At 68.6% G+C, this 24416-nt stretch carries 19 protein-coding genes; 13 read left to right on the top strand and 6 right to left on the bottom strand.

Going from position 1 to position 24416, the window contains the following annotated elements; genetic code table 11:
- The first annotated feature begins 3 nt into the window (after positions 1–3).
- From AB0K21_RS23005 to AB0K21_RS22990, 4 genes are all read left to right on the top strand, one after another.
- A complete protein-coding gene (locus AB0K21_RS23005; protein ID WP_343967152.1) occupies positions 4–738 on the top strand; it encodes a toll/interleukin-1 receptor domain-containing protein in 735 nt (244 codons plus the stop codon).
- On the top strand, positions 735–2696 hold the full coding sequence (locus AB0K21_RS23000; RefSeq protein WP_343967154.1) for a hypothetical protein: 1962 nt from the start codon (positions 735–737) through the stop codon (positions 2694–2696). Before AB0K21_RS23005 ends, AB0K21_RS23000 begins: the two co-directional genes overlap by 4 nt.
- Before the next feature lie 61 nt (positions 2697–2757).
- Positions 2758–3810 (top strand): hypothetical protein, encoded by a 1053-nt coding sequence (locus AB0K21_RS22995; RefSeq protein WP_343967156.1) that lies wholly within the window; start codon positions 2758–2760, stop codon positions 3808–3810.
- Between the two features lie 8 nt (positions 3811–3818).
- Positions 3819–4274, top strand: coding sequence for a hypothetical protein (locus AB0K21_RS22990; RefSeq protein ID WP_343967158.1), 456 nt, complete (start codon positions 3819–3821; stop codon positions 4272–4274).
- A 182-nt stretch (positions 4275–4456) separates the two neighbouring features.
- Here the strand turns inward: AB0K21_RS22990 and AB0K21_RS22985 are convergent, their stop codons facing one another.
- The 3 genes from AB0K21_RS22985 to AB0K21_RS22975 form a co-directional block, all read right to left on the bottom strand.
- A complete protein-coding gene (locus AB0K21_RS22985) occupies positions 4457–4699 on the bottom strand; it encodes a hypothetical protein (RefSeq protein WP_364152956.1) in 243 nt (80 codons plus the stop codon).
- Positions 4700–4743: 44 nt separating this feature from the next.
- Positions 4744–4971: a hypothetical protein gene (locus AB0K21_RS22980; protein WP_343967162.1), complete on the bottom strand. Its 228-nt coding sequence runs from the start codon at positions 4969–4971 to the stop codon at positions 4744–4746.
- Between the two features lie 208 nt (positions 4972–5179).
- Complete coding sequence (locus AB0K21_RS22975; RefSeq protein ID WP_350926385.1) at positions 5180–6415, bottom strand: helix-turn-helix transcriptional regulator; 1236 nt, start codon at positions 6413–6415, stop codon at positions 5180–5182.
- Between the two features lie 211 nt (positions 6416–6626).
- Between AB0K21_RS22975 and AB0K21_RS22970 the strand changes: the two genes are divergently transcribed.
- The 3 genes from AB0K21_RS22970 to AB0K21_RS22960 all read left to right on the top strand — a co-directional run bounded on the left by AB0K21_RS22970 (position 6627) and on the right by AB0K21_RS22960 (position 10532).
- Positions 6627–6974: a bifunctional 3-phenylpropionate/cinnamic acid dioxygenase ferredoxin subunit gene (locus tag AB0K21_RS22970; protein WP_343967167.1), complete on the top strand. Its 348-nt coding sequence runs from the start codon at positions 6627–6629 to the stop codon at positions 6972–6974.
- Positions 6975–7041: 67 nt separating this feature from the next.
- On the top strand, positions 7042–8172 hold the full coding sequence (locus AB0K21_RS22965) for an aromatic ring-hydroxylating dioxygenase subunit alpha (protein ID WP_364152951.1): 1131 nt from the start codon (positions 7042–7044) through the stop codon (positions 8170–8172).
- A gap of 71 nt (positions 8173–8243) precedes the next feature.
- The gene (locus AB0K21_RS22960; RefSeq protein ID WP_343967170.1) at positions 8244–10532 is read left to right on the top strand and encodes an FdhF/YdeP family oxidoreductase; all 2289 of its coding nucleotides are present in this window, start codon (positions 8244–8246) and stop codon (positions 10530–10532) included.
- 10 nt (positions 10533–10542) lie between these two features.
- Here the strand turns inward: AB0K21_RS22960 and AB0K21_RS22955 are convergent, their stop codons facing one another.
- On the bottom strand, positions 10543–11328 hold the full coding sequence (locus tag AB0K21_RS22955; RefSeq protein WP_343967173.1) for an IclR family transcriptional regulator: 786 nt from the start codon (positions 11326–11328) through the stop codon (positions 10543–10545).
- A gap of 132 nt (positions 11329–11460) precedes the next feature.
- On the opposite strand from AB0K21_RS22955, the gene betA reads away from it, so the two are divergent.
- The 5 genes from betA to AB0K21_RS22930 all read left to right on the top strand — a co-directional run bounded on the left by betA (position 11461) and on the right by AB0K21_RS22930 (position 20296).
- The gene (gene betA, locus AB0K21_RS22950) at positions 11461–13101 is read left to right on the top strand and encodes a choline dehydrogenase (RefSeq protein WP_364152946.1); all 1641 of its coding nucleotides are present in this window, start codon (positions 11461–11463) and stop codon (positions 13099–13101) included.
- 324 nt (positions 13102–13425) lie between these two features.
- Positions 13426–14601, top strand: coding sequence for a betaine/proline/choline family ABC transporter ATP-binding protein (locus AB0K21_RS22945; protein WP_364153085.1), 1176 nt, complete (start codon positions 13426–13428; stop codon positions 14599–14601).
- Positions 14598–16595, top strand: coding sequence for an ABC transporter permease subunit (locus AB0K21_RS22940; protein ID WP_364152943.1), 1998 nt, complete (start codon positions 14598–14600; stop codon positions 16593–16595). The genes AB0K21_RS22945 and AB0K21_RS22940 overlap by 4 nt, the downstream gene beginning before the upstream one ends.
- 61 nt (positions 16596–16656) lie before the next feature.
- Positions 16657–17655 (top strand): ABC transporter substrate-binding protein, encoded by a 999-nt coding sequence (locus AB0K21_RS22935; RefSeq protein ID WP_364152940.1) that lies wholly within the window; start codon positions 16657–16659, stop codon positions 17653–17655.
- Positions 17656–17869: 214 nt separating this feature from the next.
- Positions 17870–20296 (top strand): FAD-dependent oxidoreductase, encoded by a 2427-nt coding sequence (locus AB0K21_RS22930; RefSeq protein WP_364152937.1) that lies wholly within the window; start codon positions 17870–17872, stop codon positions 20294–20296.
- A 94-nt stretch (positions 20297–20390) separates the two neighbouring features.
- On the opposite strand, the gene AB0K21_RS22925 is transcribed toward AB0K21_RS22930, so the two are convergent.
- Positions 20391–20834 carry a calmodulin-binding protein gene (locus tag AB0K21_RS22925; protein ID WP_364152934.1) on the bottom strand — a complete coding sequence of 148 codons (444 nt, stop codon included), beginning with the start codon at positions 20832–20834 and terminating at the stop codon, positions 20391–20393.
- Between the two features lie 513 nt (positions 20835–21347).
- Between AB0K21_RS22925 and ligA the strand changes: the two genes are divergently transcribed.
- The gene (gene ligA, locus AB0K21_RS22920; RefSeq protein ID WP_364152931.1) at positions 21348–23438 is read left to right on the top strand and encodes an NAD-dependent DNA ligase LigA; all 2091 of its coding nucleotides are present in this window, start codon (positions 21348–21350) and stop codon (positions 23436–23438) included.
- 18 nt (positions 23439–23456) lie between these two features.
- Here ligA and AB0K21_RS22915 read toward each other — a convergent pair whose 3' ends face one another.
- Positions 23457–24353 (bottom strand): alpha/beta hydrolase, encoded by an 897-nt coding sequence (locus tag AB0K21_RS22915; RefSeq protein WP_364152928.1) that lies wholly within the window; start codon positions 24351–24353, stop codon positions 23457–23459.
- Positions 24354–24416 lie beyond the last annotated feature (63 nt).

The following is a 24416-nucleotide window of genomic DNA, read 5'->3' as shown; positions in this document are numbered from 1 at the left end:
ACAATGGCACACGAGGTCTTCATCAACTATCGCACCGGGGACGGCGAGAAGATCGCGGCCTTGCTCCATGAGCACCTCTCGAAGCGTTTCGAGGGTGAACGGACCTTTCTTGCCAGCGCGTCCATCCCTCCCGGAGAGACCTATCCGGACAGACTTCTCAGCGCGGTACGTCGCAGCAGTGTCGTGCTGGCAGTGATCGGTGAGGGCTGGTCACAACACTCCCGGCTACACGACGAGGACGACTGGGTGCGGAAGGAGATCCTGGAGGCATTCAAGTGCGGCATAGAGGTGATACCTGTTCTCGACGGTCGCAAGGTCGAGCGCCTTAACGTCGCGGACCTGCCTCAGGAACTGGTCAGGCTCGCCGACGTTCAGTCGGTCCGGCTGGACCTGCACGAGAAAGAGGCAGGGCTCAAGCGCATCGGCGACCAACTCGCCAGGAAACTACCGTCACTCAAGGAGGTGGATCGGGCCACTCGTGAGCCGCAGGATGCCGACAGTGTGAGCAACTCGGTGAACGAAGCTCACGGCACCGTCGTGCAGACCGGTAATTTCACCGGTGACGCGGGCACCGTCATCAAGGGCAACCAGGGGCCGGTTCACAGCGGAAACGGAGACCTGAACAATAATTCTCCGCATGCTTCGGGACCCGGCGCGACGTATATCGCGGGCGATAACCAGGGCGGAATCCGGCACGACTTCGGCGGCTCTCGCAGAGATGAGGACGACGACCGTTGACCAATTTTTCTTTTACTCAGATATCTGGTGTCAACGGACCTGTTCAGACGAGCAATGCTCCTCTTAACATCGGAAATTACTACCAGAACGCAGTGCTGGCCGGCGTAACGACACGGAGTCCTCGGGCGAACGCTGTCGATGACCTGGAGAGAATCTGGCAGCGTTTCGTTTACCCTTCGGGGTTTGGCCGTGCGCGTGAGCTTCTGGAGACGTACAGGATCGTTCTCCTTGATGGTGCACCCGGTAGCGGCAGGGTTGCCGCTGCCAAGACGCTCCTGTATGAGCTGTTCTCCGGCGATGAGCGGTTTCGTGAGCTGTCGTGGGAGGAGAGTGACGGCAAGCACCGCCTGGATCCGGATCACATTGGTGACGACGATCGTGTGTGGCTGGACCTGTCAGGCGTTGAAGAGCAGATCTGGCGGGACGTTCAGAACGAGCTGTCCGCCGTGCGTAACGCCGTTGCCGAACACGGCGCCTATCTGGTGGTCGTGTTACCGGGTAACAGAGGTGAGAGGCTTCGTCCAGAATTCGGCCCATACCTCGCGAAGATCGACCGCCCACCGGCTGAGGAGGTGTTACGTCGCCATCTGCGGTTGATGGCCGTTCCGGGTGCGGTGACCAGTCCAACGACCCCGCTCCTGACCGGCTATCTGGATGCCGACCCGCCGATCCAAGAGATCGCCATATTCGCTGGACTCGTCGCTGAGGCATGGGCGAACACCGAGGGCGACCTTGCCAACTGGTACGCCATCGCGCACGAGGCGCTGACCGGTAGGGAGCAGGAGGTCGCCAAGGACGTAGCGACATTGGCCGAGGGTCCCCAACGTGCTCTGCTCCTGGCTGCGGCCATGCTGCACGGTGCCCATGTGGATCACGTGTATCGCGCAGCCACAGCACTGCTGAACACGTTGGGACATCCCGAGGACGAGTGCCCCCTGCTGGAACGCCCCGATCTCGTTGAGCAATTTCAGAAGATTGACGTTGAAATCAATGGCAACCGTCATGTGCGGTTCAGGAAACTCGGATACGACTCGGGAGTACGTGCCTACTTCTGGAACCAGATACCGGAACTACGGGATGGCATTCAGACGTGGGTGGAGAAGGTCGTCGACTCCGCGGACCTAGGGCAGGAAGACTGCGGCAGGCTGGTCACCCGATTCGCCGAGCAGTGCCTGCGCCACGAGTACCGACAAGTATTGGTGGGCTCGGTGCTTCGCTGGAGCAGGGGATCCACGACCAAACGTCGGCTGTGGGCTGCCGGTCTCGCACTGCGGTGTGGACTCACAGCAGAGAAGCACGGCCGGTTCTTCCGTCAGCAGATCTACTCCTGGTCGCACAACAGAGACCTACCCGAGGGGCTCGCCCGGGTGATCACCGTGATGTGCGCCCAGGTCATAGCTGTCCACCACCCAGACGAGGCCATGGTCCGCCTTCATCATCGAGCGCGGAGGGAGGAGCGCAACACGATCGCCCGTGAGGCACTGGTTCAACTGGTCAACGGTGATTCGCGGCTCCGTCGGCAGATGCTTGTCCGGCTCATTGTTCTTTCTCCCGATGGCTGGAGATGGGAGGTCGACCCCGGCCTCTTCCTGGAGTTCGCCGATCCGGCGGCACTCACCGATCGGGGAAGCCGTAACCACCCATTCATCGCCGACGCCGACGTGAGAGGCATGCTGGCCGAAGGTTGGCGGCGCGTTTTCACGCGGTGCACTCAGGAGATGTGGAGGGCACCGCTACGGCAGTGGCTGTACGTGGCTCTTGGCGACGAGCGCAATCGTGAGGTGCTGCTCGACATCCTCGTCGAGAGCAGTGAGGGGCGAGGCAACATCCTGGGCCTTCTATACGCCGCCGTCCGCAATATGCCTCGGCCCGCAGCGGACGATCAGGAGCGTCACACCGTCTTTCGCGACATCGTCCTGCGGAAAATCTGCGCCGTCCAGGGCATCCGGATCGCATGAGCAACCACGTCACCAGTACGGAACAGGGGAGGGCACCATGAGTACGGGCCGTGACACGGTCGTGATCTACTTTGCCGCCATCGGTGGGGTCCTGCTGGTCGGCCTCGTCCTTTTCGCTCCCTGGCAGATATGGGGACCGGTCCTTGCCTTGGCGCTCATAGCCGTGGCGTTCCTTCTGATCAGAGCCTTCAGGCAGCGCCGATCGAATATTCCGCCGGAGCCCTCGCCCCGCTACGCGCCTTCACCGCCACCTGTGAAGCACCGGGAACAGAAAGTGGAGCGAGTTTCGCTACCGAGCAAGGAGGAGGACTACGACTTCCTGTTCTCCGCGACGGTGCTCTGGTCGCCGCTCGCCTTCACGACGGATGAGGACAAGGTCAACGCGGCCGCCCTGGCGGTCAACGCGATACTGAAACGAGCAGAGGAGATCACCAGGCAGCGAGAACCGGGCCGGGCCTCGCTCGTTCAACACGAACTGGGGGGCATCCTGGGCACAATGCAGGCCGATGACACCCGATGCGTGCAGGCGATGGCCGAGTCGGTTGAGGTCACCCTTCCCGCCCATGACCAGGAAAGACTGGAGAAGCTCGCCAGGATACGCAAGAAGGAAGCCGTCTGGGAACACGAGCGGAAGTACGAACAGAACAAGCGCGAGTACCTGGGGGAGGACGTGCTCAAGGACACCGGTAGTGCCGTGGTCTGGTGGCTGGCAAGAAACGACGAGCATGTGGAAAAGGCGGTGAACGACATCGGCCTTCTCACCCGGCTGTCCTTCGCGGCCAACAACAAGGAACTACCCGAGGGCTTCCGGCATCTCCAGTCGGACACGGACTCCGATGACCTGCCCGAGGCATCCCGCCTCCCCTTCGGGAACGGAGCCTCCGCGGTCGACTGCTTCACCGCCTTCCTCCATAAACTGGATTTCAAGGAGGAAGACTCGCAGAGCACACTTTTCGCTCACGAGGTGGCCACGCTGGTCGGCAAGCACGGCCGACCGGAGGTGGCTGATGAGATCATGCTCCGGTTCGACACGGAGGCTTCTCCCTTCGGCCCCCTACCGGATCCGCCGACCGACTGGCCGAACGATGTCCCCGAAGAGACCGGACAGGATTGAGCACGCTCATGGAAGCCGAACTGGCGGCGCTGGCGGCTTCTGGGGCCACGACGCTGATCGCACTGATGGTCTCGGATACCTGGACTCAGGTGAAGGAAAGGTTCGCGCGCGCATTCAGTCGTACCGGGGACTCGGAAGACCTGCTGCGGGACCTTGAGGTTTCCCGGGCCACACTGATGGCCGCCCTCGCACACGGCGATGACGAGAAAGCAGCCGAGATCGAGATCGAGTGGCGATCCCGGTTGCTCTACCTGATGCGATCGGACCCCGGCCTGATCGAGGAACTGCGGAGTCTTCCGACCTCACCCGTGGGCACCGTGTACAACAGCATCAGCGGAAAAGTGCAGTCCGGTCTGGTGATCCAGGCCGGCCGGATATCCGGATCCACCTTTCACCCAGTCCGACCGGACGATCATGCTGGTGAGTCTGAGGACGAGGCCCAGAGCGGCCTTGGCATGGAGTGATGCGGACCTTGACCGCCCTGACCAACTCCGAGGTGCGGGCACTCCTGGCTGGATGACGTGGGCGACCAGATGAGCACGCCCGACCGTCTCACGTACCGTACGGGCACCTCTTCGCGCCCGTACGGTACGTCGTCAACGGCATGGCGGCCTGAATCGGGGAAGGGAGAGGCCGTCATGCCTGCTCAGGGGTGGTCAATTCCGGTGAGCGCGGTCATCTCCGCCTCGCGCATCTGCGCCTTGAGGCCCTCGACGGTGCGGTCGCAGAGCAGCAGCGGTTCGGGGGTGGGCCAGGTGGCGATGGCGTGGAAGAGACGGCTGCCGGTGCCGTACAGCACGGCCCAGCCGGGCCAGGTGATCTGCAGTATCGCGGCCTCGGTGCGGGCTTCGTGGTCCCAGGTGTAGTGCGGGACCGAACCGGGGGGCACGCCGTCGCGGTGACGACCGCGAGGGCGGGCAAGGCGTCGCCGGATCACGAGATCACCTGCCCGGCGGCCCGCTGCCGCGCCTGTCGTGCGATGGCCTCCTGTCGGTCGGTCTCGGCGCGCAGGGCCTCAAGGCTGTCGGCGCCGACCGTCCGTTCGGCTTCGGCGTGAAACGCCAGGGCGCAGAAGGGCCTCTCCCGGCTGGCCCACAGCCGTCCGGCGTCACTGAGGATCAGCCGCCAACCGGGAATGGTGGTGGATTCAGCATCGGTCATTGATTGGACCTCCATCCGATCAAGGGCCCGTCCGGTCGCTCGCATGGTTGAACAGGCCCGTTTTGTGAGGTGAGGAGGGTGTGGAGGGGGGCGTCGTACGGGCCGGGCGGCCGGTAAGAAGACGGGGTCATCGCTGCGTGGTGCATGCGGACAGCGTGGCCGTCGCGGGGGACGGCGAAGTATCACAGGTTCGTGAAACTCGAATTCGCTACGGCAGGCCGAGCCAGCTCGCGAAGCCGCTGAGGCTTCGGGGACGTCGCCGTTCGAGGTTGACGAGCATCCGGACGGTTTCGCGGACCATCGGATGGTTGCGGGTCTGTTGAGGGGCGGCCCGACGGGCGGCGAGCAGTGTCTCCAGGGCCTTCTGGCGGTTGCCGTGGTAGAGCCAGCCGCGCGCCAGGTCGATGTAGTGGTGGCCGAGCCGGACAGGTGCGACCGCTGGAGAGAGTGCTGTGTGCTGAGCGCGGCGGATTGCTTCGCCGCCGTCGTACATCTCCACCGCGGCTGCGACCTCGTGCATGATCACGTTGGAGGGGCCGAATTCCAGGCCGTAGTGGTTCGCGTCCTGGCCCAGTACGCGGGCGGCCTCGCGGGCGTGTTCGATGTGGTCGAACGCGGTCTGCCGGTCAGCCGCACGGGCAGCGAAGATCGCGGATCGGAGATGGGCCGCGCCGTACACGCTCAGTTCGGCGGCGGTCAGCCGGCCGAGGTCCTCGCCGACCTCGCGCCGTATCCGATCCAGGAGGATCAGCCCCTTGTCGTAGGTGGCCGTCGCCAGGAACAGCGTCGAACGCTGCCACTGCGTGCGGGCGACCCGCAGCGGGTCCTGTGACGCCTGGGCCGCCCATGCCACGCGATCCATGGCGAGGCCCCGCAGGTCGAAGTAGCCCAGCGTGTAGGCGATCGCCGTCACCCCGGTGTACGCCTCGGAGAGCAGCCCGAAAAGTTCGTCACGTCGGGCTCCCTCGCTGGCGTGAACGGCTCGCGTCAGCTCTTCCAGCAGGCCCGGAAGCATCTCCCCGAGCTGGATGTACCGGGCCTGCCTGCCCAGTGCGGACGCGCGCCGCACGTCCGCGCGGAGCTGCTCTGTCGGCGGCGGTGGGACGTCCTCGTCGGGCAGGTCCCAGGACAGGAGTGCTCGTCGGAGCTGCGGGACGCACTCGTGGATCCGGTCCTCTCGCGTGCCGGGGTCACGGTACGGCTGGCCGGTCAGCTCACCGAGCTCGATCCGCAGGGTCCGCGCCACAGCGGTGATAAGGGCCTGCGTGGCCGGTTTGTGCCCCCGTTCGACCTGGGCGATCAGGCTCTTGGAACAGGGCACTCGGTCAGCGAGTTGCTGCTGCGTCAGACCGCGCAGCTTGCGAGCCTGGGCGATCCGCCGCCCGACAGCTTCTTCGGCGGCTGGGCCATTCGTACTGCCGTCGCGCATGAGCAGGCCCCACACGTATCTGTAACGGTCCTTACAACCTCAGGCTACGTGCGGAGCCTTTGGTGTGTCAGGGGAACGTCGTGCGGATCGGTTGAGCGGCGATGGCGGGTGCGCCACTCGGCCTTCGCGTGACCATGGGGAAGACCCTTGACAGTGGGATTTCCGGAGGTCACGCTGTTGCGTATAGCGCTGCTTGTTCTGCTTTACGAAACCGGGGTTTGTTGCGATGATCCCTGTCTGCCCCCTCGCGGCCCTTCCTCCGGGTGAGGCCCATCGGCTCGACGTCGACCCGCCCATCGCTGTCTTCCACACCGAGGACGGCGAGATCTACGCCGTGGACGACACCTGCACCCACCAGGACGCCTCGCTCTCCGACGGGTGGCTGGAGGGGTGTGAGATCGAGTGCCCCCTGCACGCCTCCAGCTTCGACCTGCGGACGGGACGTCCGAGCAGCCCCCCTGCCAAGCTGCCGCTGCGCACCCACCGGGTGGTGGTCTCCGACGACACCGTCTACGTGGTGCCCTCCGAGGAGCCGCCGAACCTGCCGCCCGGCGTGCGCGCGAGTACCGCATGACGCCGACGCGCGCCCTCCCCGGCAACGGCCGCCCCAACCCGTCGACATGGCAGACCAGGGAGCGATCGTGACCGCGAGAAGCCTGCCGCCCAGCGTGATCGCCACCCTGCCCGGCGGCTACTACACTGACGAGAACGTCTTCGCCCTGGAGCAGGCCCGCATCTTCGAGTCGATGTGGTTCTGCGTGGTCCGGGCCTCCGATCTGGGAAAGCCGGGGGCTTTCCGGACCGTCCAGGTGGGCCGGGAGAGCGTCCTGGTCACCCGGGCCAGGGACGACTCGATCCGGGCCTTCCTCAACGTGTGCCGCCACCGTGGCGCCCGGATACGTACCGAGGAGTCCGGCGAGGTCAGGCGGGCCTTCCAGTGCCCGTACCACGCCTGGACCTACGATCTTGAGGGCAGGCTGATCGCCGCGCCGAACCTGACGAGGATGCCCGACCTCGACCGGGTCGAGTACGGGCTGGTCAACGTGGCCGTGCGCGAGTGGAGTGGGTACGTGTGGGTCTGCCTGGCCGACGAGCCGCCGTCGTTCGAGGCGGATGTGATCGGTGAGGCGACGGCCCGGCTGGGCGACGAGCGGGCCATCGAGAGCTACGACATCGCCAACCTGGCGGTGGGCCGCAGGATCGTCTACGACGTGCGGGCCAACTGGAAGCTCATCGTCGAGAACTTCATGGAGTGCTACCACTGCGCCACCATCCATCCCGAGCTCACCGAGGTGCTGCCGGAGTTCGCCGACGGCTACGCGGCGCAGTCCTTCGTCGGGCACGGAGCGGAGTTCGGCGAGGAGATCCGGGGGTTCACCGTCGACGGCTCGGCGGGAGTGGACCGTATCCCGGGGGTCGGCGAGGAGCAGGACCGCCGCTACTACGCGATCACCATCAAACCGCAGGTCTTCGTCAACCTGGTGCCCGACCACGTGATCTGGCACCGGATGTTCCCGCTGGCGGCCGACCGGACGATCGTGGAGTGCGACTGGCTCTTCCTCAGGGACGTCGTGGAGGCGGGCACCGATCTCGGTCCGTCCGTCGAGCTCTTCCACCGGGTCAACGAGCAGGACTTCGCGGCCTGTGAGAGGTGCCAGCCGGCGATGAACTCCCGCGCGTACGCCCGGGGCGGGGTCCTGGTGCCCAGCGAGCACCACATCGGGGGCTTCCACGACTGGCTGATCGACAGGCTGGGTACCGGGCCGGACTGATGGAAGGGGAGCGCCTATAGTGTGCGCAACCCGCCGTTTCAGGGGGGGAGGGCAAGGAAGGAGGCGCGAGGATGGCCAGGAAGGCTCCGCGCGACGACGTCAACGAGGACGGCATCGAGATCGGGTCCCCCAAGGAGTGGGCGGCCGGTATACCGGGAGTGACCCGGTCGTTGCTGACCGCCAATGCCCAGATGGGCGTCGGCCGCACCCTCCTCACCCTGGCCGGGGTCAACCAGAAGGAAGGCTTCGACTGCCCCGGTTGCGCCTGGCCCGAGGGGGAGCACCGCAGCCCGTTCGAGTTCTGCGAGAACGGCGCGAAGGCGGTGGCCGAGGAGGCCACCGTCCGCAGGGTCACCCGTGACTTCTTCGCCCGGCACACCGTCGACGACCTGGCCGGGCACACCGAGTACTGGCTGGGCCAGCAGGGGCGGCTCACCGAGCCGATGCACAAGCCCGCCGGCTCCGACCACTACGTCCCGGTGAGCTGGGACGACGCCTTCTCCCTGATCGCGCGGGAGCTGCGCGCGCTGGACAGCCCGGACGAGGCGCTCTTCTACACCTCGGGGCGCACCTCGAACGAGGCCGCGTTCGCCTACCAGCTCCTGGTGCGCAGGTTCGGCACCAACAACCTGCCGGACTGCTCCAACATGTGCCACGAGTCCAGCGGCTCGGCGCTCACCGAGACCCTCGGTATCGGCAAGGGCACGGTCTCGCTGGAGGATCTCCACCGGGCCGACCTGATCTTCGTGGTCGGTCAGAATCCCGGCACCAACCACCCGCGCATGCTCTCGGCGTTGGAACGAGCCAAGCGCGAAGGTGCCCGGATCGTCGCGGTCAACCCGCTGCCCGAGGCCGGGCTGCTCCGCTTCAAGAACCCGCAGCGGGCCTCCGGGCTGGTGGGCAAGGGTACGACGCTGTCCGACAGGTTCCTGCAGATCCGGCTCAACGGCGACCTCGCGCTCTTCAAGGCGATGTCGCTGCTGCTGCTGGAGGCCGAGGAGGCCGCCCCCGGCACCGTGATCGACCGCGACTTCGTCGAGGCGCACACCCACGGCTTCGACGAATGGGCCGAGGATCTGCGCTCCCTGGACTGGGCGGAGGTCGAGGAGGCGACCGGGCTGGACCGCCCGGCCGTCGAGGAGGCCGTACGGGAGGTGCTGGGCGCGAAGTCGGTGATCGTGTGCTGGGCGATGGGGCTCACCCAGCACAGGAACTCCGTCGCCACCATCAGGGAGGTCGTCAACTTCCTGTTGCTGCGCGGCAACGTGGGCCGCGCGGGCGCCGGGGTCTGCCCGGTCAGGGGCCACTCCAACGTCCAGGGTGACCGCACGATGGGCATCTACGAGAAGCCACCGGCCCGGTTCCTGGACGCGCTGCGCGACGAGTTCGGCTTCGAGCCGCCCCGCGAGCACGGCTTCGACACCGTGGAGGCGATCAGGGCGCTCCGCTCCGAGCGGGCGAAGGTCTTCATCGCGATGGGCGGCAACTTCGTGTCGGCCACCCCCGACACGGCGGCGACCGAGGAGGCGATGCGCCGGGCCAGGCTGACGGTGCAGGTCTCCACCAAGCTGAACCGCTCGCACGCCGTCTGCGGGCGCGAGGCGCTCATCCTGCCCACGCTGGGACGGACCGAACGCGACGGCGACCGTTTCGTCACGGTCGAGGACTCCATGGGCATGGTGCACGCCTCGCGGGGCAGACTGCGGCCCGCCTCCGACGATCTGCTCTCCGAGGTGGAGATCGTCTGCCGGCTGGCCGTGGAGCTGTTCGGTGACGATCCGCACGTGCCCTGGCAGGAGTTCGCGGCCGACTACGACGCGATCCGCGACCGGGTCTCCCGGGTGGTGCCCGGATTCGACGACTTCAACACCAAGATCCGCGCTCCCGGCGGCTTCGCGCTGCCCAACGCGCCCCGCGACGAGCGACGCTTCCCGACCGCGACGGGCAAGGCCAACTTCACGGTCAACGAGCTGGAGGTGCTGCGGGTGCCGCCGGGGCGGCTGCTGCTGCAGACGGTCCGCAGCCACGACCAGTACAACACCACGATCTACGGCATGGACGACCGCTACCGGGGCGTGCGCAACGGCCGCCGGGTGGTCTTCGTGCACGCCGACGACCTGGCCGAGCGGGAACTGGCCGACGGGGACATGGTGGACCTGGTCAGCGAGTGGCCCGACGGGGAGCGCAGGGCGGAGGCCTTCCGCGCGGTCGCCTACCCGACCGCGCGCGGCTGCTGCGCCGCGTACTTCCCGGAGACCAACGTGCTCGTCCCGCTCGACTCGGTGGCGGAGACCTCCAACACCCCCACCTCCAAGAGCGTGGTGGTCAGACTCGTCCGGCGGGAGCCCGCCGACGGCTGAATATCCGTGGTCAGGCTCGTCCGGCGTACCCCAGGCGGTGGCTGATGTCGCGGGCGCCGGCGATCACGAGCGGTGCCAGCTCGTGCAGCCGGTCCTCGCCGAGGCGGTACGCGGGGCCTGACGCGCTGACCGCGGCGACGATCTCACCGTCGTAGGAGCGGACGGGCGCGGCGACGGCGTTCAGGCCGATCTCGTACTCCTCGACGGTGACGGCGTAACCCCGCTCGCGGGCCTCTCCCAGTTGCTCCTCCAGGGCGGCGACGGAGGTGATCGTGTTCGGGGTGTAGCGTTCCAGGCCGCTCGCGGAGAGCAGCCGGGCCCGGTGCGCCTCGTCGAGGTGGGCCAGCAGGACCTTCCCGCTGGAGGTGGCGTGCAGCGGGGTGAGCTGGCCGACCCAGTTGTGCGTGGTGACGGCGGAAGGGCCGCGTACCTGGTCCAGGTTGACCGCGTAGTGGGAGCGCAGCACCGCCAGGTTCACCGTCTCGCCGAGCTCCTCGGCGAGACGGTGGCAGACCGGGCGGCTCTGCTGGGTCAGGTCGAGCCGGGAGGCCACCCCGCCCGCGAGGCGGACGAGGCCGAAGCTGAGGCGGTATTTTCCCCGGTCCTCGGCCTGCTCGACCAGGCCGCGCGCCTCCAGCGCGCCCAGCAGCCGGAACGCCGTCGACTTGTGCACCGATATCTCCTGGGCTATCTCGCTCACCCCGGCCTCGCGGCGTTCGGCGAGGATCTCCAGGATGGTGATGGCCCGGTCGACGGACTGGACTCCACCGCCGCTGTCGGTGCGATCGTTGCCCATGGCGCAACTGTAGGCGCTGGAAAGGGAACGAACGTCATCGGGGACGACGACATCCGTTGCGAATGGTGCACCCTATTGCGCTATTAGCTCCAATTTCGGACACTGTTCCTGCTTGAGGGAGGCGAGGCGGACATGTACGACTTTGTCATCGTTGGAGGTGGCTCGGCCGGGAGCGCCCTCGCCAACCGGCTCTCCGCCGACCCCGCCAACCGGGTACTGGTGCTGGAGGCGGGCCGCCCGGACTACCCGTGGGACGTCTTCATCCACATGCCGGCCGCGCTGCCCTTCCCCATCGGGAACCGTTTCTACGACTGGAAGTACACCTCCGAGCCCGAGCCGCACATGCACGGCCGCCGCATCTACCACGCCCGGGGCAAGGTGCTGGGCGGATCGAGCAGCATCAACGGCATGATCTTCCAGCGGGGCAACCCGCTGGACTACCAGCGCTGGGGCGCCGACCCCGGCATGGAGACCTGGGACTTCGCCCACTGCCTGCCGTATTTCAAGCGCATGGAGAACTGCCTGGCCGCCGACCCCGCCGACCCGATGCGCGGGCGGGGCGGGCCCCTCGTGCTGGAGCGCGGGCCGGTGCGCAACCCGCTGTTCGGGGCGTTCTTCGAGGCGGTGCAGCAGGCCGGACATCCGCTGACCGACGACGTCAACGGCTACCGCCAGGAGGGCTTCGCCCGCTTCGACCGCAACATCAGCAGGGGACGCCGGCTGTCCGCCGCCCGCGCCTACCTGCACCCGGTCGCCAACCGCCCCAACCTGGAGGTCAGGACGCGGGCGCACGTCACCAGGATCCTCTTCGAGAAGAAGCGGGCCGTCGGCGTCGAGTACGACGGCCGAAAGGTTCGCGCGGGCGAGGTCATCCTCTGCGGCGGCGCGATCAACTCCCCGCAGCTGCTCCAGCTCTCCGGGGTGGGCGACGCCGCCGAGCTGGGCGCCCTCGGCGTCGACGTCGTGTGCGACCTGCCGGGCGTCGGTGAGAACCTCCAGGACCACCTGGAGGTCTACATCCAGTACGGCTGCAGGCGGCCGGTCTCGATGCAGCCCGCGATGAAGTGGCGCAACCGGCCGTGGATCGGCGCGCGCTGGTTGTTCGCGCGCAGCGGCCCCGGTGCGACCAACCACTTCGAGGCGGGTGGCTTCATCCGGGGCAACGACGACGTCGACTACCCCAACCTGATGTTCCACTTCCTGCCCATCGCGGTCCGCTACGACGGCTCGGCTCCGGCGGGCGGGCACGGCTACCAGGTGCACATCGGGCCGATGTACTCGGACTCCCGAGGCTCGGTGAAGATCAGGAGCACCGACCCCCGGGTCCACCCGGCGCTCCGTTTCAACTACCTGTCCACCGCGCAGGACCGGCGCGAGTGGGTGGAGGCGGTCCGGGCCGCCCGCGACATCCTCAACCAGCCGGCCATGGACGAGTTCAACGCGGGGGAGCTGTCGCCGGGGCCCGGGGTCGAGACCGACGAGGAGATCCTCGACTGGGTGGCCAGGGACGGTGAGACCGCGCTGCACCCCTCGTGCACCGCACGGATGGGTGTCGACGACATGTCCGTGGTGGACCCGCTCACCATGCGGGTACACGGCCTTGAGGGGCTGCGCGTGGTGGACGCCTCGGTGATGCCGTACGTGACCAACGGCAACATCTACGCGCCGGTCATGATGGTGGCGGAGAAGGCGGCGGACCTGATCCTGGGCAACACCCCGCTCGCCGCCGAACACGTCGACTTCTACCGCCATCGCGACGGCTTGGCCCACTGATCACGGGTGCGTTGACCAGCCATCCGGCCATGCGGTCCGCTTACGTGCCGGATGTCGAATTCTCGCTGAAAAAAGTCGGTTCACCATTCGGATAATGGCGGGGGTGAGATTTCCGCGATTGTGCTGGCACGGTAACAAAGCCGGTAGAGCCTTGACTGCGTGAATAAGAGGGTCGATTCTGTTTCTCGCTGAGCGGTCCGATGCGCCATACGCAACGAGCAACGAGCTACGCGATGACCGGAAGGATGCCCCTTCGTGTCAGATCTCCACCTCGACGGCGACCGGAGAGATCTCGTCGCGGAGAATCAGCGGGCCGTCCTCGACGTGCGCGGTCTCTGGAAGGTCTTCGGCCCGCGTGCCGACCGGGTCGTCGGAACTCCGCTGGCGGAGCTCTCGCGAAGTGAGCTGAGGGCCAGGACGGGCTGCGTGACCGCGATCCGCGACGTCTCCTTCACCGTGCGGCCCCAGGAGGTCTTCGTCGTCATGGGCCTGTCCGGCTCGGGCAAGTCCACCCTCGTACGCTGCCTGACCCGGCTCGTCGAGCCGACGGCGGGAGAGGTGCTGTTCGACGGCGAGGACATCCGCAAGGCCGACGGCCGGCGGCTGCGCGAGCTGCGCCGCCACCGCTTCGCGATGGTGTTCCAGAACTTCGGGCTGCTGCCGCACCGGCGGGTCCTGGACAACGTGGCCTACGGGCTGGAGATCCGCGGGACGCGCAAGGAGGCCCGCTACGAGCGGGCCAGGCAGATGGTCGAGCTCGTCGGGCTCTCCGGCTCCGAGGACTCCTACCCCGACCAGCTCTCCGGCGGCATGCAGCAGCGCGTCGGACTGGCCAGGGCGCTCGCGGTGGATCCCGACGTGCTCTTCTTCGACGAGCCGTTCTCCGCGCTCGACCCGCTGATCAGGCGGGACATGCAGAACGAGGTCATCCGGCTGCACCGCGAGGTGGGCAAGACGATGATCTTCATCACACACGACCTGAGCGAGGCCCTCAAGCTCGGCGACCGCATCCTGATCATGCGCGACGGCGAGCTCGTCCAACTGGGCACACCTGAGGAGGTCGTCGGGGCACCGGTGGACGGCTACGTGCGCGAGTTCGTCAGGGACGTGCCCCGCTCGCACGTGCTCACCACTCGCTGGATCATGCGTCCGCCCCGCTCCGACGAGCCGCTGGACGGGCCGGAGATCGGGCCGGACGTCGTGGTACGCGACGCCGTGCACACGGTGCTGCGTGCGACGAGCCCGGTCAGGGTGGTCGACGGCGGCGGGCCGCTGGGCGTCGTCACCGCCGAGGAACTCCTCGGCGTCCTCGCCGAGCCGTCCCCTGCGGAGGTCTCCGTGACGCGCGCCGAACCCCCGGAGGAGAAGGCCCCCGGGGAACTCACCGGGAGGACTTCCGGCGAGTCCAGCGAGCCGCTCCCGGCGGAGACACAGGCGGAGATCCCGGAGAAGGGCACGGGCGAGTCCGCCGAGCCGGCCAGGGCAGGGGATCAGGGGTGACGGCCACCCCGGCCACCACGACCGGTGGCCTGCGGCGCCTGCCCACCTGGCCCCGCCGCTACCTGCTGACCGCCGTCATCGCGGCGTGGGTGCTCGTCTGGGTGTTCGTTCAGGGCCGTGACACCTTCCAGCTCGGTGGCGCGGAGCTGACGCCGCTGCACCTGCGGATCAACGAGGCGAGCGAGGTCATCGACAACAGCAGGAACGACAACCCGTTCTTCCTGTACTTCGTCAACTACGTCCGGCTCTTCCTCGACGAGGCCGTCACGTTCGTCCAGGCGCTGATCAGCAGGCCGTCCTTCGGGCGGCCGCTGCCGGTCATCGGCTGGCTGGGCGTGGTCACCGTCGCCACGGCGGCCGCGCTGCTCTGGGGCAACCTCAGGGTCGCGGTGCTGACCGCGGCCGGTTTCGCCTCCTTCGGCCTGCTGGGCCTGTGGGAGGAGAGCATGGACACCCTCGCTCTCACCCTGGCCGCGGTCGTGATCTCGCTGCTGATCGGCATCCCGCTCGGCGTCTGGGCCGGGGTGAACGACCGGTTCAACCGCCTGGTCACCCCGGTGCTCGACTTCATGCAGACGATGCCGACGTTCGTCTATCTCGCGCCGCTCACCCTGTTCTTCCTCATCGGCCCGGCGAGCGCCACCGTGGCGACGGTCGTCTACGCCGCACCGCCCGCGATCCGCATCACCGCGCACGGCATCCGCGAGGTGCGCCCCGCGACCCTGGAGGCCGGCACCTCGCTGGGCTCGACCGCCTGGCAGCTGCTGGGCAAGGTACGGCTCCCGCTGGCCAAGCGGACCATCATCGTCGGCGTCAACCAGACCATCATGGCCGCGCTCTGCATGGTCACCATCGCCGCGCTGATCGACGCCCCGGGACTGGGCAAGACGGTCATCAAGGCGCTGGAGACCCTCGACGTCGGCAGCGCCTTCAACGCGGGCCTGGCCATCGTCATCATGGCCATCGTCCTCGACCGGGTCACCTCCGCCGCCGGCAGGCGTGTCGAGATCCGGTACCGGGCCGGCCGTCCGCGCAGGCCCGGCCGCCGCCGTGCCGGGATCGGCGCCGTCCTGGCGGGCACCGGCGTGCTGGTCTACCTCTCCCACACCTACGTGTGGGCAGCGGAGTTCCCGAGCGAGGCGAACCTGGGGCCGTACGTCCGCCGGGGCGTCGACGCGGCGACCCTGTGGGTGCAGGACAACCTGGCGGCCTACACCGGTGCGTTCAAGAACGCCGTCTCCTACGGTCTGCTCAACCCGTTCGAGGCCCTGCTCACCGGCTCGCCGTGGTGGCTGATCGCCGCGGTGGTGCTCGCGTTCGCCGCCGTCCTGGCGAACGTCAGGGTCGTGCTCGTCACCGCGGCCTGCCTCGCCCTGCTCGTGGTGCTCGGCCTGTGGCAGGACAGCATGGTGACGCTGGCCTCGACGCTGGTGGCCACGGTCCTGGTGATGGTCCTCGGCGTGGCGTTCGGCGTCTGGATGGGGCGCAGCGACCGTGTCGACCAGCTGGTGCGGCCCGCCCTGGACGCCGGGCAGACCATGCCGCCGTTCGTCTACCTGGTGCCGATCCTCGGCCTGTTCGGCGCGACCCGGGTCACCGCGATCACCGCCGCGGTCGTCTACGCCGCGCCGGTCGCGATCAAGCTCGTCGCGGACGGCATCCGCGGTGTCTCCCCGAGCGCGGTGGAGGCCGCCACGGCCGCGGGCTCGAACACCTGGCAGCTCATCACCAAGGTGCAGCTGCCGATGGCGCGCAGCGCGGTGACCCTCGCGGCCGGTCAGGGACTCATCTACGTGCTGGCCATGGTCGTCGTCGGCGGTCTGGTCGGCGCGGGCGCGCTCGGCTACGACGTGGTGGCGGGCTTCTCCCAGCTGCAGTTGCGGGGCAAGGGGCTCGCGGCGGGCGTGGCGATCGTCGTACTCGGGATCATGCTGGAGCGCATCACCAGGACGGCGGCGCGGCGGGCGGACGCCGAGGCACACGGCGCCCGCTGAGCAGGACAGACGGAAATCCCGGACGGCCGCCGACGGCGGCCTCATGTACAGGAGGACTTTGGTGACAGTTTCCAGGACCGGGCGGCCACGGACGTTGGCGTTCCTGCTCGCCACCGGCCTCCTCGTCTCCGCGTGCGGCGGGGCGAAGGTCGGCGAGAGCGGCGACGGCACAGCCGCGTCCGCCACCTCGGGCGCGGACGGCAAGAAGCCCTGCGGCGCGGTCAACATCGCCATCAACCCGTGGGTCGGGTACGAGGCGACCGCGGCGGTCATCGCCGAGGTGGCCGAGAAGGAGCTCGGCTGCGCGGTCACGAAGAAGGACCTCAAGGAGGAGGTCGCCTGGCAGGGGTTCGCCACCGGCCAGGTCGACGCCATCGTGGAGAACTGGGCGCACGACGACCTGAAGAAGAAGTACATCGAGGAACAGAAGGTCGCCGTCGCGGCGGGTTCGACGGGTAACAAGGGAGTCATCGGCTGGTACGTGCCGCCGTGGATGGCCGAGAAGTACCCCGACATCACCGACTGGAAGAACCTCAACAAGTACGCCGAGCTGTTCAAGACCTCGGAGTCGGGCGACAAGGGGCAGTTGCTCGACGGCGACCCGTCCTTCGTGACCAACGACGCGGCCCTGGTGAAGAACCTGAAACTGGACTACAAGGTCGTCTACGCGGGCAGCGAGGCGGCGCTGATCACCGAGTTCAGGAAGGCGGAGAAGGAGAAGAAGGCGCTGCTCGGCTACTTCTACGAGCCGCAGTGGTTCCTGGCGGAGGTCAAGCTCGTCAAGGTGAACCTGCCCGAGTACACCGAGGGCTGCGACGCCGATGCCGAGAAGGTGGCCTGCGACTACCCGCTCTACGACCTCGACAAGATCGTGAGCAGGAAGTTCGCCGACTCCGGCAGCCCGGCCTACGAGCTGGTCAAGAACTTCTCCTGGACGAACGAGGACCAGAACCTGGTGGCCAAGTACATCTCCGAGGACAAGATGACGGCCGAGGAGGCCGCGGAGAAGTGGGTCGGCGACAACCCCGACAAGGTGAAGGCCTGGCTCCCCACCGGCTGAGCGGGCGACGGTCCCGGCGGACTGCGAGACACCTCGGGCGCGGCGTCATACGGATCGGGCGCGCCGCGGACGGCTGCGTCCGCGGCGTGCCCCGATGCCGTGCCCGGACCCTTCAGCGACGAGTACGGCCCGTTCTTGACAGTGCCACCCGCAAAGGGAGAATCTGTTGCGGGAAGCGCACCGTGTTCCGGACTGTGCAACGACGGAGGTGTGTATGTCGGGCCAACGCGTTGTCATCATCGGAGCCGGTGTCGTCGGGGCGGCCCTGGCCGACGAACTCTCGGCGAAGGGCTGGGACGACATCACGGTCGTCGACCAGGGTGCCGTGCCCGCCACCGGCGGATCGTCCTCCCACGCGCCAGGGCTGGTGTTCCAGACCAACCCGTCCAAGACCATGACCGAGCTGGCCCGCTACACGGTCGAAAAGCTCGTCGCGCTCGACTGCTTCCTCCAGGTGGGCGGCCTGGAGGTGGCCACCACGCCCGAGAGGCTCGCCGAACTGCACCGCCGCCACGGCTGGGCCACCGCCTGGGGGCTCGAGGCGCGCCTGCTCACCCCCGAGGAGTGCGTGGAGCACCACTCCCTGCTCGACAAGGCCAAAGTCCTCGGCGGGCTGTTCGTCCCGACCGACGGCCTGGCCGGAGCCGTACGCGCCGTCGAGGTCCAGCTGGAGCGAGCACAGGAGCGGGGCGTACGCGTGCTGGACCGGCACGAGGTGCTGGACATCCGGGTCGAGGACGACCGGGTGGCGGCCGTCGTCACCGACCGGGGTGAGATCCCCGCCGACCTCGTGGTCTGCTGCGCCGGTATCTGGGGCCCCAGGATCGCGGGCATGGTCGGCATGGCGCTGCCGCTGACCCCCCTGGCCCACCAGCTCGCCTGGACCGGCCCCGTCCCCGCGCTCGGCGGGCAGAGCGCGGAGGCCGTCCGGCCGATCCTGCGTCACCAGGACGCCGACCTGTACTACCGGGAGCGGTTCGAGCGGCTCGGCATCGGCTACTACGGTCACCGCCCGATGCCGATCACCCCGGAGGAGATCCTCCCGGTCGCCGACGCCGAGGTCATGCCCTCGGTGCTGCCGTTCACCGGCGACGACTTCGCCCCCGCCTGGGCCGAGACACGGGCGCTGCTGCCCGCCACCGAGCAGGCGGTGCTCGAAGAGGGCGTCAACGGCCTGTTCTCCTTCACCACCGACAACATGCCGTTGCTCGGCCGGTCGCGCGACGTGCGGGGCTTCTGGGTGGCCGAGGCCGTGTGGGTCACCCACTCGGCGGGGGTGGGCCGGGCCATGGCCGAATGGCTGGCCGACGGCCACTGCTCCTCCTTCGACCTGCACGAGTGCGACGTCAACCGGTTCGAGGCCCACCAGCTGGCCCCCGAGTACGTGCGCACCCGTGACTGCCAGAACTTCGTCGAGGTCTACGACATCATCCACCCGCTCCAGCCGGCCGAGAACCTGCGCCCGCTGCGCACCAGCCCCTTCCACGCCCGCCAGCGCGAGCTGGGCGCGTACTTCCTGGAGGCCGCCGGCTGGGAGCGCCCCCAGTGGTACGAGGCCAACGCGCCACTGCTCGAAGGCCGCGACATCCCCCGGCCGAACGACTGGGCCGCCCGTTACTGGTCACCGATCGTCGGTGCCGAGGCTCAGGCCTCGCGCGAGGCCGTCGCGCTCTACGACATGAGTGCGCTCAAGCGGATCGAGGTCGCGGGCCGGGGAGCCGCCGCCTTCCTCCAGCGGATCTCCACCGGCGACGTCGACAAGTCCGTCGGCTCCGTCACCTACTGCCTGCTGCTCGACCACGACGGCGGTATCCGCAGCGACATCACCGTGGCCAGACTGGGCCGCGACCTGTTCCAGGTCGGCGCCAACGGCAACCTCGACCTCGACTGGCTCCACCGTCACCTGCCCGCCGACGGATCGGTCACCGTCACCGACGTCACGCCGGGCACCTGCTGCGTCGGCGTCTGGGGTCCGCGGGCCCGTGACGTCGTGGCCCCGCTGGCCGGTCCCGGTTTCGGCCCCGGCGGCTTCCGCTACTTCCGGGGTGCGCGCGCCCACGTCGGCACCGTGCCCGTCACCGCGCTGCGGCTCTCCTACATCGGGGAGCTGGGCTGGGAGCTCTACACGACCGCCGACATGGGCGCCAAGCTGTGGGACACCCTCTGGGAGGCCGGCCAGGCCCACGGGATCATCGCCGGAGGCCGGGGCGCCTTCAACAGCCTGCGGCTGGAGAAGGGCTATCGCTCCTTCGGCACCGACATGACCTACGAGCACGATCCCTACGAGGCCGGCCTCGGCTTCGCCGTGCGCAAGGCCGGCAGGGGCGACTTCATCGGCCGCGCGGCCCTGGCCGAGCGTGGCGCGGCGACCCGGCGCAGGCTGACCTGCCTCACCGTCGACGATCCCGCCGCCGTCGTCATGGGCAAGGAGCCGGTGTACGACGGCGGGTCCTGCGCCGGATACGTCACCAGCGCCGGATACGGCTACACGATAGGCAGGGGCATCGCCTACGCCTGGCTGCCCGCCGAGCTGTCCGTGCCGGGGCGAGAGCTGCACATCGGCTACTTCGACCGGCGGGTGAGTGCCGTCGTCGCCGAGGAGCCGCTCTACGACCCGGCGATGGAGCGGCTGCGCGGCTAGGCCGGTACGCGAGGAGGCGGGCCACTGTCCGTCGTGGGCGTGGCCCTCGCGCCTCTCCCCGGAGTGGTGATCACCCCCGGCGGTGCGGACACCGTTACGGCGCGGGGACCTCCCTCACCAGCTTCGAGCCCCAGGGACACCAGAGATTTCCGGGCAGGAACGCGCCGCCCGCCTCGTCGAGGTGGTCCTCGACGTATGTCATCGTGGCGTCGCACACCTCGATGGCCACGTCGAAGAAGCCCAGCGTGGCCGGGTCGAAGTGGTAGCTCCAGCCGGGGTTGAACGGGGCGGGACGCTTGGTGATCCGGCCCAGCAGGTGGGGCCTCTCCTTGTCCGCGCCGCTCACCAGGTCCCTGGCGTGTTCGATGTCCGCCGCTTTGTCGATCTTCACGATGAACGACCCCCTGCTGATGTCGGTCATCTCGAAGTAGGCCGGCGGGTTGGCGGCGACCTGCTCGGCCTGGGCGGGCTGTATCCCCGCGAGGGCGAGCGTCGCGACCGCCGCGCAACTGCCGATCTTGGTGAATACGCGTCGCATGGAGCATCCTCCTGTGTCGGTTGGGCCGTTGCCACAATCATTGATCGCGCAGTGTATTGGATCGATGTCATACGGTCACAGAAGGTCTCCGGTGCGCCCATCTCCTCGGCTTCGGGTGCGGGGAGGTGGCCGGCGCGCTTTTGGCCCCTCCCGGCGGTGTTCCGAGAGCTTTTCTCGCGGAACACCGCCGGGAGGGGTATGTGACATCCTGGGGAACCGAGAAGAAACGCGCTGATCGTGGCTTTCGAGAGCCATTACCGTCGATCGCGGATGGAAGTCCCGTGCTTCTCGCGGCTCTTTCGGGGGGCGGATTCGGCCAGGAGGCCGCCGTCCCACGGGCAGGTCGATCCCGTCGATCCACGATGCGCGGCCACCCGTCGGGAACGCGACGGCCTCGGCGACGTCGTCCACAGGTGCGGCACTTTTCCGGGGGCCGCACCCGGGAGGGGCGCCCCGGTTCGGGGCCGTGGTCCACAGGCCGAAACTGTCGGTGCCGGACGCGATGATGGGATCATGACCGACGCACTCCCCGGCACTCTTCTCGCCGATCAGACCGCCTATGCCGAAGCCGTTCAGCTCGCCCTGGACGCCGCCGCGGCCTACTACGGCGACGGCACCTCCACGCTTGACGACGACGCCTACGACCGGCTGGTCCGAGGCATCCAAGCCTACGAGGACGAGCATCCCGACGAGGTGCTGCCGACCTCGCCGACGGGCAAGGTGGCCGGTGGCGCGGTGGTCGGCGACGTGCCGCACACGGTGCCGATGCTGAGCCTGGACAACGTCTTCGGCGCCGAGCAGCTGGCCGACTGGGCCGCGTCGCTGGAGCGCAGGCTGGGCCGGCCGGTCACGGCGTGGAGCGTGGAGCCGAAGCTCGACGGGCTGGCGATCGCCGCGCGTTACCGTGGCGGGCGGCTGGCGCAGCTGGTCACCCGGGGGGACGGCGTCGAGGGCGAGGACGTGAGTCACGCGATCGGCACCATCGTGGGGCTGCCCGCCAGGCTGGCCGAGCCGGTCACGGTGGAGTTGCGCGGTGAGGTGATGATGACCGCGTCGCAGTTCGAGCAGGCGTGCGTCAAGCGCCAGGCGCACGACGGCACCACGTTCGCCAACCCGCGCAGCGCCGCCGCGGGCACGCTGCGCGCCCAGGACCGGCCGTACGTGTGCGAGCTGACGTTCTTCGGCTACGGCGCGCTGCCACACCCCGACGACGCCTCCGAGCCGGCCGTGCGGCTGCGCGAGCTGCCGCACAGCGAGGTCATGGCGTGGGTCGCCGGACAGGGCGTGCAGACTCCCGCCGTCACCGACGTCGGCGGAATCGTCGCCGCCACCCTGGAACAGGTTCAGCGGCGGGTCGAACAGATCGCCGCCAAGCGGGCCGATCTGGCCTTCGGCATCGACGGCATCGTGATCAAGTGCGATCTCGCCGCCGACCAGGCACAGGCCGGGTTCAGCTCGCGCGCGCCCCGGTGGGCGATCGCCTACAAGCTGCCCGCCACCGAGAAGATCACCAAGCTGATCGATGTCGAGTGGAACACCGGCCGCACCGGCATCATCGCCCCGCGCGCCGTGCTGGAGCCGGTCGAGCTCGACGGCAGCATCGTCACCTACGCGACCTTGCACAACGTCGCCGACATCACCCGCCGCGGCCTGATGCTCGGCGACTCCGTGGTCGTCTACAAGGCCGGCGACGTGATCCCCAGGGTCGAGGCGCCGGTCGTGCACCTGCGCACCGGTGATGAGCGGCCGATCGCGATCCCGCAGGTCTGCCCGTCCTGCGGCGACGCGATCGACGCCTCCCAGGAGCGGTGGCGGTGCGTACGCGGGCGTGCCTGCCGCGCGATCGCCTCCATCGGATATGCGGCCGGTCGCGACCAGCTCGACATCGAGGGCCTGGCCGAGAACCGCATCCAGCAGCTACTGGACGCCGGGCTGATCGCCGACTTCGCCGACCTGTTCTACCTGACCCGCGAGCAGGTGCTGGGCCTGGAGCGGATGGGCGCCACCAGCACCGACAACCTGCTGGCCGCCATCGAGCGGGCCAAGGCGCAGCCGCTCAGCAGGGTGTTCTGCGCGCTGGGCGTGCGCGGCACCGGCCGGTCCATGAGCCGCCGCATCGCCCGGCACTTCGGCAGCATGGACGCCGTCCGCGCGGCCGACGCCGAGGCGATCCAGGCGGTGGAGGGCATCGGCCCGGAGAAGTCACCGGTGGTGGTGGCCGAGCTGGTCGAGCTCGCCGATCTCATCGACAAGCTGGTCAAGGCCGGGGTCACCATGACCGAGCCGGGCTGGACGCCACCCGCCGATCCCGGCGCCGACGTCGACCCCGGTGCCGAGCCGGGCGGCACGTCCGGGCTGCCGCTGGCCGGGATGTCCGTCGTGGTCACCGGCGCGATGAGCGGGGCGCTGGAGGAGCTGACCCGCAACCAGATGAACGAGCTGATCGAGCGCGCCGGAGGCAGATCCTCCTCCAGCGTCTCGAAGAAGACCAGCCTGCTGGTGGCCGGGGAGAAGGCCGGCTCCAAGCGGACCAAGGCCGAGAGCCTGGGCGTGCGGATCGTCGGCCCGGAGGAGTTCGCCGGCCTCGTCGGCCCGTTCATCTGACTCGGAGTCCTGGGACGGTCACTGTGATCGGTCCCGTTGGTCGACCCAGTCCGCGACGCGGCGCAGCAGGGTGGTGGCGACGGGGAGCGGGGTGGCCGACAGCACGGTGGCGTGGAAGGCGTGGGGCATGCCGTCGTAGATGTCGAGACAGACGTTTCCTCCGGCGGCGGAGGCGGCTTCGGCGAAGCGCCGCGCGTCGTCGAGCATCACCTCTTTCGAGCCCACCGCGAGCAGCAGCGGCGGCAGCCCGTCGAGCTCGCCGTGCAGGGGGGACTGAGGCGCTCGGTCCGGCTGTGCTCCGGCCAGGTATTGGGTACGGACGTGGTCGAGTACGGCCCGGTTGACGAAGTCCTGCCCGTCGTTCGCGTCGATGGACGGGCTGGACAGGGTGAGGTCGGTCTGCGGGGAAACGGCCACCGCCCCCGCCGGGAGGGGATCGCCCGCCTGCTTGAGCACGAGCAGCGCCGACAGCAGCAACGTGCCCCCGGCGGACTCACCCGCCAGGATGATCCGTGAGGCGGGCACGTCCTGGTCCAGCAGGCTTCGATAGGCGGTCACCAGGTCGTCGAGTGCGGCGGGATACGGGTGGGCGGGGGCGAGACGATAGTCCACCGCCAGGACAGGGCGGCCGGTCGCTCGGGACAAGCGATAAGCCATGACCTGTTCCATGTGGGGGTTTTTGTATTCGAATCCGCCCCCGTGGACGTAGACCGTGACCCCCGTCTCGGTCGCCACCAGGCCCGCCGGGTTGCGGGGCGCACTGACCCAGGTGCCGGAAATGCCGCCGCTGTGCGGCAGGACGGGCGTGAGGTCGGCGTCGGCGGGCAGGACGGGGGGACGGGACCGCAGGGCCCCGAGCTCCGCCAGAGCCGCGGCGCTGTCGTCGGGCGTGGTGGGGATGTGTGTGACGTTCAAAACGTGATCCTTCCGCTGTGCGGATGACGGGATGAAGCTCGTTGACGGGACAGACCCGGTGAC

Source organism: Streptosporangium sp. NPDC049248 (genome assembly GCF_040678965.1).
Classification (GTDB): domain Bacteria; phylum Actinomycetota; class Actinomycetes; order Streptosporangiales; family Streptosporangiaceae; genus Streptosporangium; species Streptosporangium fukuiense.
The sequence above is the reverse complement of the archived record's forward strand: the minus strand, read 5'-3'. Positions and strand labels throughout refer to the sequence as shown.